The sequence below is a fragment of the Candidatus Methylopumilus rimovensis genome (assembly GCF_006364615.1).
Taxonomy (GTDB): Bacteria; Pseudomonadota; Gammaproteobacteria; order Burkholderiales; family Methylophilaceae; genus Methylopumilus; species Methylopumilus rimovensis.
The window spans coordinates 655,494-668,261 of sequence record NZ_CP040986.1 but is presented as its reverse complement, the minus strand read 5'-3'; the positions used below and the strand labels follow the sequence as shown (position 1 = coordinate 668,261).

Annotated in this window: 14 protein-coding genes; 12 read left to right on the top strand and 2 right to left on the bottom strand. The window is 34.2% G+C overall.

What is annotated here, in order from left to right:
• Positions 1–12: 12 nt before the first annotated feature.
• The 12 genes from frr to rnhB are packed head-to-tail and all read left to right on the top strand — an operon-like array spanning position 13 to position 11,484.
• A complete protein-coding gene (gene frr, locus FIT61_RS03420; protein WP_139873411.1) occupies positions 13–570 on the top strand; it encodes a ribosome recycling factor in 558 nt (185 codons plus the stop codon).
• Complete coding sequence (locus FIT61_RS03415) at positions 570–1,310, top strand: isoprenyl transferase (RefSeq protein WP_420886453.1); 741 nt, start codon at positions 570–572, stop codon at positions 1,308–1,310. The genes frr and FIT61_RS03415 overlap by 1 nt, the downstream gene beginning before the upstream one ends.
• Positions 1,311–2,111, top strand: coding sequence for a phosphatidate cytidylyltransferase (locus FIT61_RS03410; protein WP_139883272.1), 801 nt, complete (start codon positions 1,311–1,313; stop codon positions 2,109–2,111).
• Positions 2,112–3,299: a 1-deoxy-D-xylulose-5-phosphate reductoisomerase gene (gene ispC, locus FIT61_RS03405; protein ID WP_139883270.1), complete on the top strand. Its 1,188-nt coding sequence runs from the start codon at positions 2,112–2,114 to the stop codon at positions 3,297–3,299.
• Entirely contained in the window at positions 3,296–4,615 is a 1,320-nt protein-coding gene (gene rseP / locus FIT61_RS03400) for an RIP metalloprotease RseP (RefSeq protein ID WP_139883268.1), read from the top strand. The genes ispC and rseP overlap by 4 nt, the downstream gene beginning before the upstream one ends.
• A complete protein-coding gene (gene bamA, locus FIT61_RS03395) occupies positions 4,615–6,960 on the top strand; it encodes an outer membrane protein assembly factor BamA (protein ID WP_139883266.1) in 2,346 nt (781 codons plus the stop codon). Before rseP ends, bamA begins: the two co-directional genes overlap by 1 nt.
• Before the next feature lie 33 nt (positions 6,961–6,993).
• Positions 6,994–7,500 carry an OmpH/Skp family outer membrane protein gene (locus FIT61_RS03390; RefSeq protein WP_187351769.1) on the top strand — a complete coding sequence of 169 codons (507 nt, stop codon included), beginning with the start codon at positions 6,994–6,996 and terminating at the stop codon, positions 7,498–7,500.
• Between the two features lie 21 nt (positions 7,501–7,521).
• Positions 7,522–8,499 (top strand): UDP-3-O-(3-hydroxymyristoyl)glucosamine N-acyltransferase, encoded by a 978-nt coding sequence (lpxD, locus tag FIT61_RS03385; RefSeq protein ID WP_139883263.1) that lies wholly within the window; start codon positions 7,522–7,524, stop codon positions 8,497–8,499.
• 14 nt (positions 8,500–8,513) lie between these two features.
• Entirely contained in the window at positions 8,514–8,975 is a 462-nt protein-coding gene (gene fabZ / locus FIT61_RS03380) for a 3-hydroxyacyl-ACP dehydratase FabZ (protein WP_139873404.1), read from the top strand.
• Positions 8,976–8,995: 20 nt separating this feature from the next.
• Complete coding sequence (gene lpxA, locus FIT61_RS03375) at positions 8,996–9,769, top strand: acyl-ACP--UDP-N-acetylglucosamine O-acyltransferase (RefSeq protein WP_244925227.1); 774 nt, start codon at positions 8,996–8,998, stop codon at positions 9,767–9,769.
• A 2-nt stretch (positions 9,770–9,771) separates the two neighbouring features.
• Positions 9,772–10,908: a lipid-A-disaccharide synthase gene (lpxB, locus tag FIT61_RS03370; protein WP_139883259.1), complete on the top strand. Its 1,137-nt coding sequence runs from the start codon at positions 9,772–9,774 to the stop codon at positions 10,906–10,908.
• Positions 10,909–11,484: a ribonuclease HII gene (gene rnhB, locus FIT61_RS03365; protein ID WP_139883258.1), complete on the top strand. Its 576-nt coding sequence runs from the start codon at positions 10,909–10,911 to the stop codon at positions 11,482–11,484. It abuts the gene before it with no gap.
• Here rnhB and FIT61_RS03360 read toward each other — a convergent pair.
• Together FIT61_RS03360 and FIT61_RS03355 are read right to left on the bottom strand one after the other, a co-directional pair.
• A complete protein-coding gene (locus tag FIT61_RS03360; protein WP_139883256.1) occupies positions 11,473–12,192 on the bottom strand; it encodes an SAM-dependent methyltransferase in 720 nt (239 codons plus the stop codon). The two genes, rnhB and FIT61_RS03360, sit on opposite strands and share 12 nt — an antisense overlap.
• Positions 12,192–12,767 carry a Maf family protein gene (locus FIT61_RS03355; RefSeq protein WP_139883254.1) on the bottom strand — a complete coding sequence of 192 codons (576 nt, stop codon included), beginning with the start codon at positions 12,765–12,767 and terminating at the stop codon, positions 12,192–12,194. Before FIT61_RS03355 ends, FIT61_RS03360 begins: the two co-directional genes overlap by 1 nt.
• Position 12,768: the final 1 nt, after the last annotated feature.

Below are 12,768 nucleotides of genomic sequence, written 5' to 3'. Positions count from 1 at the left end.
AAGAGGACTGTAATGACTGAAGCAATCAAAATAAATGTAAATGAAAAAATGCAAAAATCTCTAGACTCTTTTAAGTCTGACCTTGCAAAAATTAGAACGGGTAGAGCACATACAGGGCTTCTTGATCACATCCTTATTGATTATTATGGATCGATGGTTCCAATAAATCAGGTTGCTGGAGTTAATTTAGGGGATGCAAAAACAATTAATGTGCAGCCTTATGAAAAAAGTATGGTTGCTAAAGTTGAGAAAGCAATTCGCGATAGCGATCTTGGATTGAATCCTGCGACATCTGGAGATCTTATTCGTGTTCCAATGCCAACACTTACTGAAGAGCGAAGAAAAGATCTTATAAAAGTTGTGCGTACAGAAGCTGAATCAGCAAAAGTGGCAATCCGAAATATTAGACGCGATGCAAATGACTCGCTAAAAAAATCTCTCAAAGAAAAAGAAATCAGTGAGGATGATGAGAGAAGATCGCAAGATGATGTTCAAAAAATTACAGATAAATTTATTGCTGAAATTGATAAGCTTCTTCAGTTAAAAGAATCTGAATTACTCGCTATTTAGTGTTTAATTTTTTTCGTTCATTACAAGCGCAAGACCAATTAATAGAAAAACCTCAACATATTGCTATCATTATGGATGGCAATGGGAGGTGGGCAAAAAAACGTTTAATGCCTCGTATTTCTGGGCATAGAAGAGGCTTAGAATCTGTTAAAACGGTGATTACCCAATGTCAAAAATTAAATATTCCATTTCTTACATTATTTGCTTTTAGTACAGAAAATTGGTTGAGACCCACTCAGGAAGTTGATTTTTTAATGTCTTTATTTCAAGATTCCATTAAAAAAGAATCTTCATCTTTAATTAAAAATAATATTCGTTTTAAACTCATTGGTGATCGTAAACCTTTCCCAAAGAAGCTGATTGATAAGATAAAAGATCTAGAGAATCTCACTGAAAAAAATACAGGCCTTACATTAAGTATTGCAATTAATTACGGTGGAAGGTGGGATATTGTGAATGCAGTAAATGAATACCGAAAAAAAAATCACTTTAAAAAACCATTTACTCAAAAAAATCTTATTCAAAATCTTTCTTTGAGTTTTGCGCCAGATCCTGATCTTTTGATAAGAACCGGCGGTGAAAAGCGCATCAGTAATTTCTTAATCTGGCAATTTTCATATACCGAACTTTATTTTACTGAAACACTATGGCCTGATTTTAATGAAAAGGCTTTTACCTCCGCATTAATTGAATTTCAAAAAAGAGAACGAAGATATGGTAAAACAAGTGAGCAGATATAAATGTTGATATCTCGAATTTTTTCTGCGTTAGCGATGCTTGCAGTTTTACTATCTTCTATGTTTCTATTTTCAGGAAGATATTTTTCTTTTGTGATTTATATCACTTCGATATTGGCTCTTTATGAATGGACAAAGCTTTTATATTTTAAATCTTATGAAAAAAAGATTTTTTTATTAGTCTCATTAGCTTTAATTTATTTAATTGATAGCCATCTTAATTCTGAAGGGTCAAGACTCATACTTTGGATAGCTTTAATTTTTTGGTTATGTGCGGCACCTTTATTTTTAATTTTTAAAATCACTTTAAAAAATTTCTTTTTTAGTGCTTTTATTGGCTGGATCTTAGTCATGCCACTTATTATTTCTTTGAATTATTTAATTCAATTAAGCCCTTGGACCGTCCTTACTGTTTTAACAACTATTTGGCTTGCAGACTCTGGCGCTTATTTCTTTGGTAAACGGTTTGGAAAAAGAAAACTAGCGCCATCTATTAGCCCGGGTAAAACATGGGAAGGTTTTTTAGGGGCGTTATTTGTCGTTTCATCATTTTCTATTGCTATGACTTACTTTGGTTTTGTTAATTCTTATATGTCTTTTTTGTTTTTTAATTTAATTTTACTTTTAAGTGTTGAGGGTGACTTATTTGAGTCATACATAAAACGAATGGCAAAAGTTAAAGATAGCGGTGATTTAATTCCTGGGCATGGAGGAGTTTTTGATCGAATTGACAGTCTCTGCTCAAGCCTTCCTTTTGCGACCCTAATTCTTATGTCACCTGCTTTTTTCGGAATAATAATTTAATTGGAAAATATTGCTATCTTAGGCTCAACGGGAAGTATTGGTTGTAATGCTCTTCAAGTCATAAAACTTCATAAAGAAAAATATAAAGTTTTTGCGCTGACAGCTAATGAGAATATTGATCTGCTTGCACAACAGTGTGTGGAATTTGAGCCTCACTTTGCTATTGCTTTAAATCAAGAAGCGAATCAAAAGCTGAAGAAAAATCTGCTTGCATTAAATTCAAAAACAATTGTTTTAGAGGGAGATGAGTCCCTAGATTGGATTGCTTCTCATAAAGATACAAATACTGTAATTTCAGCAATTGTAGGAGCGGCGGGCCTTAAGCCCACTATGGCAGCTGCCAATAGCGGTAAAAAGATTTTATTGGCTAATAAGGAAACGCTCGTGATGGCAGGGGAGTTATTCGTCAAAGCTGTAAATCATTCAAAGGCGACGTTGATACCCATCGATAGTGAACACAATGCAATTTTGCAAGTTTTGCCACAAAACAAAAAAATGAATTACAAATCTAACGGCATTAGAAAAATTTTACTGACTGCATCTGGCGGACCATTTAGGACTTTTTCTAAAGAAGAGCTGCTTCTTGTGACACCCAAAGAAGCTTTGCGACATCCTAACTGGGTAATGGGCAAAAAGATTACAATCGATTCAGCAACTATGATGAACAAGGGGTTGGAAATTATTGAAGCTTTTTGGTTATTCGATATTCCAGCATCAGATATAGAAGTAATAATCCACCCTCAAAGTATTATTCATTCTCTTGTTGAGTATATTGATGGAAGTACGCTAGCTCAATTAGGCAACCCAGATATGAGGACCCCTATTGCTTACGCTTTAAGTCATCCAGAAAGAATTGAATCAGGAGTGTTGGGCCTAGATCTCATAAAAACTAAAAAACTCGACTTTGAAGCGCCTGATTTAAATAAATTTCCTTGTCTTGGATTGGCTTATAAGGCTTTGGATATGGGTCATAATGCCCCCACAGTTCTCAACGCTGCAAATGAAGTTGCTGTAGATGCTTTCTTAAATGAATCGATCAGATTTAATCAAATTGCAGAGTTAATTGAATTTTGCATGGACACAATAAAATCAGAGCCATTAGTTTCTATTGATACAGTTTTGGATGTAGACAAGAAGACGCGTTATCTTGCCCTTTCTTGGATTGACAGCCATAAGCTAAGCGCATGATAATCTTTCTAGTTTTTATCCTTACAATCAGTATTGTCGTCGGTATTCATGAATTTGGCCATTTTCAAATGGCTCGGTGGTGCAATGTTAAGGTACTAAAATTCTCAATTGGATTCGGCAAACCTATTTTTACTTCCTTTTTTGGTAAAGATCATACCGCATTTGTTATATCTTCAATTCCTCTTGGAGGTTATGTAAAGCTTTTAGATGAAAACCATGGTGATTCAGAAGAAAAGATAAAAAAAACTGATCTTCATAGGACGTTTAATAGACAGCCCCTATTCAAGCGCTTTCTTATTGTTCTAGCCGGACCTTTAATCAATGTTTTTTTGGGTATCCTCATATTTTTTTCTATTTATATGCATGGATCGCCTCAAATCAAGCCACTAATCAACGAAGTTTCTCATTTTAGTGAAGCTTTCAAACAGGGCTTAAGAGCTGGAGATGAAATCGTATTGATTGATGGCGAGGAGATCAAATCCTTGAATGACTTGCAGATTTATTTAAGTGCCCACAAAGATCCATTCAAAATTTTAGGCTTTAAAAGAGGAGGTGACCTCTTTAGTATTCATAATTTATTTTGGACTAATGATATTCATCTATTCCCATATGGCATTCCTATTCTAATTCAGTCGATTGAGCCAGGAAGTATTGCTGAAAAAATAGGTCTCAAGCCCAATGATCAAATTCTTATGATTGATCAAATAGAAGTAAAAAGCATTCAAGACCTAGTTAATAGCATTCAAAATAATTGGTTAAAGTCTTATGATTTATCTATAAAAAGAAAAAATATTATTCAATTAATTCATATAAATAAAGATATTTTTGAAAGTAAAGTAGAGAAAAAAAGAATTGGTATTTCACTGAATTATGACGAAGCTTATATTAAACCCAATTTAATTGAAGTAAAAAGCACATTTTTAGAGTCTCTAAGTAAATCCTTAAGTCAAACCTATACTTTTTTAAATTTAACTTTAACTACGTTCAAGAATTTATTTACACAAAAAGCTAACTTAAAAGACTTGGGTGGACCTTTGGCAATTGCTCATATGGCCTCTTCTTCTTTTTTAGAAGGCATTCTTCCTTACGTTCAATTTATTGGGCTAATCAGTTTGAATATCGGAATATTGAATTTATTGCCTATCCCATTATTGGATGGAGGTCATTTGGCTTATTATTTCCTTGAATTTGTTATGGGCAAGCCTTTATCGAACAATAAAATGATGATAAGTCAAAGGGTTGGAGTGTTAATTTTGGGTTTACTAACTGCAATTGCGTTGTATAATGACGCCTGTCGATACCTATTAGGAAGCTAATGACTTTAAGATCTAAACTAGCTTTATTCGTTTCACTTCTGATTCTTTCCATAGTTGCCTTTGCTATGGAGCCTTTTGTTATCAAAGATATTAAAATTGAAGGCTTACAAAGAACTGAGCCAGGCACAGTATTTAATTACTTGCCTGTGCAAGTTGGCGACACGATGACTGAGGATAAGTCATCTGAAGCTATCAAATCTCTTTATCGAACAGGCTTTTTTAAAGACGTTAGAATCGAAGCAGATCAAAATATTCTGCTTATTACCGTTCAAGAGCGACCCTCAATTGCTGATATTCAATTTTCAGGAAATAAAATGTTTCAAACTGATAAGTTGAAAGAAAGTTTAAAAAGTGTAGGGCTTGTTGAAGGCCAAATTTACGACAAAACAAAGCTTGAATTTTTGGAACAAGAAATAAAAAAACAATATTTATCTCTTGGAAAATACACAGCATCAGTTAAAACAACAACATCCCCGCTAGAAAGAAATAGAGTAGCCATAAGATTTGATATTGAAGAAGGCATTATTTCAAGAATCAAAGAAATCAATATTGTTGGGAATCAAGTCTATCAAAAATTAGATCTTGTATCCCAGTTTCAACTTCAAACGACAAACTGGTTATCCTGGTGGTATAAAGATGATCAATACTCAAAACAAAAATTAACTGCGGATCTTGAAACACTCAAATCATTTTATATGAATCGCGGATATCTGGAATTTAGTATCGACTCTACTCAGGTATCAATCACCCCAGATAAAGAGGATGTTTTTATTACTATTAATATATCTGAGGGCTCTAAATATAAAGTTTCTGATGTTAAGTTAGCAGGCGACCTTCTTCAAGTTCCTGAAAATGAACTACAGAAACTCATTAGAATTAAAAAAGATGATATTTTTAATCGTGAAAAGGTTACGGAAACAACCAAAGCCATGAACAATCGTTTAGGAAATGATGGCTTTGCTTTTTCTAACGTTAATGCGATTCCTGACATCAATAAAGATGAACATACAGCCTCATTTACTTTCTTTGTTGATCCTGGGCGCAAAGTTTATGTTAGAAGAATAGATATTGAAGGCAATACAAGAACGCGTGACGAAGTTATTCGTCGCGAATTTAGACAGGTTGAATCCGGTTGGTATGCAGCAGATAAAATTGAACGCTCTAAAGAGCGACTCAGAAGAACACAATTTTTTAGTGACACGAATATTGAAACACCCGCTGTGCCTGGTACAACTGATCAGGTTGATCTCAAGGTCAAAGTTACCGAAAGAAATACTGGTAGCATTATGTTTGGAGCAGGTCTTAGCAACCAAGAAGGGGTTATAGGAAGCTTTAATGTTACCCAAGCTAATTTTCTTGGCACAGGCGACAGAGTTTCAGCTCAGGTAAATACAGGGCGGATAAACCGAACCTATGCTTTAAGTATGACTCAGCCATTTTTTACGCCTGAGGGAGTTGCCTTAACTTACGACGTTTATCGTCGGGATATGAATGCTTCAAGGATAACATTTGCAACTTACGATACTTCATCATTTGGTGCAGGGTTTAGGTTTAGCGTGCCTTTTACAGAAAGGAATGCTTTTTCATATGGGTTAACCTTAGACAATACAGAAGTTCAAAATCTATCAGATTTAGCACCTCGAAGGTTTATTAACTATTGCAAATCAGTGACGGGAGATTTAAATGCCACCGGCTGCTCCATGAATTCCCTAACTGCTTCAGTCGGTTGGACAGAAGATAGTCGTGACGATATTTTATTTCCAAAAAAAGGTGGATTAAGACGAGTAAATGCAGAAGTTTCAACCCCAGGGCTTGACATTCAAATGTATAAATTAACCTTCCAGGAGAGTGTATACAAGGAAATTACAAACGATCTTACTTTTATGATTAACGGCCAAGCAGGGTATGCGAATAGCTATGGAGGAAAAGAATTCCCTTTCTTTAAAAACTTTTATGTAGGTGGCGTCAATTCACTTCGGGGTTATCGAATATCCGCTGTTGGACCTGTCTGTCCTGCTGGAGACACCTCATGCGGAAGTCAAAACCAAGGAAGAGATATGTTTTTAGGGGGCACCAAACAATTAGTCGGAAGTGCAGAACTATTTATGCCTATTCCATTTCTGAAAAATAACAATCAATTTCGCTTGAGTGCTTTCATTGATGCTGGTAATGTATATGAAGAATCCGAACCCATCAAGTTATCCTCATTGAGATATTCTGCAGGTCTCGGCGTAATGTGGATATCACCTTTTGGCCCTTTGAAACTGGTAATAGCACAACCATTTAATGATAAACCCACAGATAGAACAGAGGTTTTTCAGTTCCAAATGGGTCAACAGTTTTAAGTTGATTAATTTTAAATCTTTAGGAGTAGTGAAGTGAAATTTAAGTGTTTAGTTAAAAGTCTTGTTTTATCAACCATCTTTCTTACAAGCCCAGCGGCTTTTGCTGAACTTAAAATAGGATTTGTTCAAGTAGATAAAATTCTTCAAGAGGCGCCACAAACTATAGAAAGCAATAAAAAGTTAGAAAAAGAATTTAGTGCTCGCACTGACAAATTAAAAGCAGATGTAAAATCTTTAAAAGATAAAGAAGCTGCATTTGCTAAGGATGCTCTAACAATGAAAGAATCTGAGCGTGACAATAAAGAAAAATCACTTTCGCAACTTCGTGTCGATGTTCAACGTAAAGAACGCGAACTTAGAGAAGATATAAATATCAGAAGAAATGAAGAGCTCGGCGGTCTTCAAGAGCAGATTAATAAAGCTGTAACTTCAGTAGCTAAAGCAGAAAGCTTTGATCTTGTTCTATACAATGGCGTTGCTTATGCTAGCGAAAAAATTGATATTACAGACAAGATTTTAAAATCATTAGGCAAAAAATAGTTATTGGCCTAATTTGTTCGTATGGGCCAAATAATCACATCTGGTGATCTAGTAAAGAAATTAGGTGGTGAGTTAATAGGTGATTCAAATATACTTATTGACTCTGCTGCTTCCCTTGAATCTTCTCATCAAAATTCAGTTTCTTTTTTTAATAACCCTAAATACCAAGATTTATTAAAAATTACAAAAGCAGCTATTGTTATAACTAATAGCGAAGGCCTAGCATTTCGTAAGGGTCCAGCAATAATTTCAAACAATCCATATTTATACTTTGCAAAAGTATCTCGACTATTAAATCCTAGTAAAGCACTAAAAAAAGAGATTCATAAGTCTGCAATCATTCATCCTACTTGCAAATTGGGACAAGATATCTTTATTGGCCCAAATGTTGTTATCGAAGAAAATGTTTCTATTGCTGATGGCGTTGTGGTCCATGCAGGAGTCATAATTGAAAGTGATATTGTTATCGGTGACAATTCAATTATTCATCCTAATGTTGTAATAAAGACGAATACAATTATCGGTAAAAATTGTACTATTTATGCAGGTTGTGTCCTAGGATCGGATGGTTTTGGCTATGCAAAAGATAATGATAAATGGTTTGCTATTCCTCAAATAGGAAAAGTTGTCTTAGGTGATAACGTTGATATCGGCTCAAATTCAACCATAGATCGTGGCGCTTTAGATGATACTATTATCTCTAGTGGCGTTAAAATCGATAATTTAGTACAGATTGGACACAACTGCATTATTGGTGAAAATACGATAATCGCAGGCTGTGTAGGTATTGCAGGCAGTGCTAAAATTGGAAAAAATTGTGCTATCGGAGGGGCTGCTATGATCTTAGGACACTTGTCAATTGTAGACAATGTCACTATATCGCCCGGCTCAATGATTACAAGATCAATAAAAAATTCTGGCACATATACTGCGCTGATGCCTTTTCAACCTCATGAAGCATGGCTTAAAACTGCAGCAAAAATTAGAAGATTAAAATAACAGGAATGGCAAAGATGGCTGAAAATACTGCAATGGATATACATGAAATTTTAAATCACTTACCCCATAGATATCCTTTTGTACTTATTGATAGGATTATTTCAATGGAGCTCGGGAAGGAAATTTTTGCTATCAAGAATGTTTCAATTAATGAGCCTTTTTTCCCAGGACATTTCCCTTATTATCCTGTAATGCCAGGTGTTTTAATTGTAGAAGCAATGGCCCAAGCTGCAGCTATTTTGTCTTTTAAAACAATGGATACAAAACCATCAGACGATTCAGTATATTATTTTGCTGGAATAGACAATGCACGTTTTAAAAAACCAGTTTCCCCTGGTGACCAACTAATTATTCATGTGAAAATTGATCGTGTCCTAAAAGGTATATGGAAGTATATTGCTGTTGCTAAAGTTAATGATGAAGTCGTTGCTGAAGCAAGTATGATGTGCATTTTAAAGCCTATCGAAAAAAAATAAACTTATAAAGTTGTAATATTATTTTGATTCATCCTACAGCAATTATTAATTCCAAAGCTAATTTAGATTCCAGCGTTAAAGTTGGCCCGTACTCTATTATTGATGGCGATGTAAGTATTGGAGCGGGATCTGTAATTGGCAATCATGTGACAATTACTGGAAATACTACCATCGGTAAAAATAATCATATATATCACTACAGTTCAATTGGTGAATCTCCTCAGGACAAGAAATATAATCAAGAAAAAACATTTTTAGAGATTGGTGATAATAATACAATTAGAGAATTCTGCACTTTTAATCGAGGCACTGCCCAAGATCAAAGTCTAACAAAAATAGGCAATGATAATTGGATTATGGCTTATGTTCATATTGCTCATGATTGCGAAATTAAAAATCACACCATACTAGCAAACAACACATCTCTTGCAGGTCATGTATCGATCGATGACTATGCGATATTAGGAGGCTTTACTCTTGTTCATCAGTTTTGTAAGATTGGCAGCCATATTATTACAGCTGTAAACACCGTAGTTTTTAAAGATATACCTCCTTATGTAATAGCTTCAGGTTATGATGCAAAGCCAAATGGTATTAATGCAGAAGGTTTGAAAAGAAGGGGATTTGATCCAAAAATTGTCGCCAAAATTAAAGAAGCTTACAAAGTTTTATATAGACAAGGCCTTTCTCTAAATGAAGCTGAAGAAAAAATTAAAATTTTAAGTAAAGAAACTGAGGAGCTTAATCTTTATATAGATTTTATTGCAAAATCTACCCGCGGTATTATTCGTTAATAATGAAAACGATTGCTATAGTTGCCGGAGAATCTTCCGGAGACTTACTAGGAAGTCACTTAATCAAGTCTTTAAAGTCAATTCGCCCTGATCTTTCATTCATTGGTATAGCTGGACCAAAAATGATAATAGAAGGTGCAGTTTCATTTTTTTCAATGGAAGAGCTATCTGTAAGAGGTTATTTTGAGGCTCTTAGGAAATTATTTCGCCTTTTAAAGTTAAGAAAGAATCTTCTAAATCAAATTTTAGATGCAAAGCCTGATTTATTCATTGGTATTGATGCACCTGATTTTAATTTTTGGATTGAAAGACAGTTAAAGAAAAAAGGTGTACCTGTGATCCACTATGTTAGTCCTTCAATTTGGGCGTGGAGGAAAAATAGACTTAGAAAAATTAAAAAATCTATAGATCATATGCTCACTATATTTCCATTTGAAAAAAATATTTATTTAAAAGCAAATATCCAAGCCAGTTTTGTAGGTCACCCTCTTGCTGAGATGATTCCACTGCATCCTAACAGAAAGAAGGCTCAGGATAAGCTTAAAATTATTAAAGCTACTAAAGTCATTGCTCTTCTACCTGGAAGTAGGCAAGGAGAAGTGAGGTGGCATGCACAACTTCTTATCGATTCAGCTATTGAAATATCTAAAAGAGTGCGTGATATTAAATTTTTGGTACCTTTACCAACAAGAGAAACATACGAAATTTTCTCAAGAACTTTATTTAGAAATACACATGCAGAATTAGATATTCAGCTTCTTATTGGTCATGCATCAGATGCAATCAATGCAGCTGATCTAGTTATTGTGGCATCAGGTACAGCAACCCTTGAAACAGCACTTTATAAAAAACCTATGATAGTGATTTATAAAATGTCTTCAATTAGCTGGCAAATTCTTAAACGTATGAGATATCTGCCATATATAAGTCTTCCAAATATTCTTCTGAATAAGTTTCTTGTGCCAGAGCTTTTGCAAGATGATGCCACACCAGAAAATATAACTGATAAAACTATTGAGATTTTAAAAGATGTAGCCTACAGAAAAAATTTATTAATTCAATTTACAAAAATACATCATCAACTAAAACAAAATACATCTAATCGCCTAAATAGAGTTATTTTAAAATTCATAAAGTAAATGCATGGAAACTTAATTTGTGGGGTAGATGAGGCTGGAAGGGGACCTTTAGCAGGTCCAGTTTATGCAGCAGCAGTTATATTAGGGCCAGCGTTTAATACTGAAGGTTTGCGTGATTCTAAAAAACTATCTGAGTCTAAAAGATACTTTCTAGCTGAACAAATAAAGAAGAATGCCTTGGCGTGGACGATTGGCATCTGTAGTGTAGATGAGATAGACGAATTAAATATTCATCAGGCCACACTTTTAGCTATGCAAAGAGCCATTAAGGCATTAAACATACATACCTCAATTAAAATTATGGTAGATGGGTTATTTTGCCCTCAAGTTGATTTTTCTTGTGAGGCTATAGTTAAGGGCGATGATAAGGTTGCGGAGATTTCCGCAGCTTCAATTATTGCAAAAACTGAACGTGATTTGAAAATGATTGAAATTGATAAAGCATATCCTGCTTATCAATTTAAAAAGCATAAAGGTTATCCAACTAAATTACACATAGAAATGATTAAAGGTCATGGGCTTTGCGAACATCATAGAAAAAGTTTCTCACCCATCAAAGAAATGTTAGCTTTGTAAAAGAAATACGCAAGGCTTATTCTTTAAATCTATTGCAATTTCTTTTTTCCAATCCCTGATATTTTTTGTATGAATAGATTCATTTTCCGATGTTATATCCAATCCTATACAAAGTTGAGTTTGCTCTTTTAGCGTTTCTATCAAATCATTAAAAACGTGCTGATTTCTATAAGGTGTTTCAATAAAAATCTGCGTTTCGTTATTTTTCCTAGATTCATTTTCAATTAAAATTATTTTCTTTATTCTTTCGTTTTTTTCAGAAGGAAGATAGCCGTGAAACTTAAATTGCTGTCCATTCAGACCTGAAGCCATAAGCGCCAATAGAATTGATGATGGACCGGTCATTGGTATGACTTTGATATTGTTTTGATGCGCTAAAGCAACCATTTTTGCTCCAGGATCAGCAACTGCAGGACTGCCTGATTCGGACAATAATCCAATATTAGAGCCTCTGAATAGAGGAGCTAAAAAATCTTTAATTTCTTCTTGAGTCGAAGATTTATCTAACACTTCAAAATGTAATTGATGAATAGGCTTGTGAAGATTAAGTGCGCCCAGATGAAATCGAGCTGTTTTTTCATTTTCAACAACAAAATAATCTATATATTCAACAATTTTTTGATGCTTTTCTAAAAGAACAGACTCTTTAGAGCTTTGGTCGATTGGAACTGGAATAAGATATAAGCATCCTTTTTCTTTATCTGTCATTAAAATGTAACGCTTTCATTTCGAAGCATATTAGATAATTTTATAAGAGGAAGTCCTATGAGTGCTGTGGGATCTTCACCTTTTATATAATCAAGGAGAGTAATGCCAAGACCTTCAGATTTAACGCTTCCTACACAATTGTATGGTTGTTCTTTCAATAAATAAGAGTTAATTATTTCAAGGTTTAATTCTTTGTATTTCACTTCAAAATCAACGACACATTCTTGCAATTTTTTTGTTTGAGTATTTAATAAACAAAGAGATGTGTAAAATGTTACGACCTTTCCACTTAATAATTGCAGTTGTTTTATTGCAAGTTCATGTGTATTAGGTTTTTCAATAATTTGATCCTGACATTCTGCTGTTTGATCTGAGCCAATTATAAGAGAATTTGAATAGTGTGGAGCAACCTTAAATGCTTTTTCCCGCGCAAGTCTTACGGAGATTTCTTTTGCATTTTCACCTATATAAGGTGATTCATCAATGTCAGGACTAAAGACATCAAATGGCAACTTAAAGCGCAATAATAATTCTCTTCGATATGGAGATGACGATGCTAAAACAAGCGTTATCATG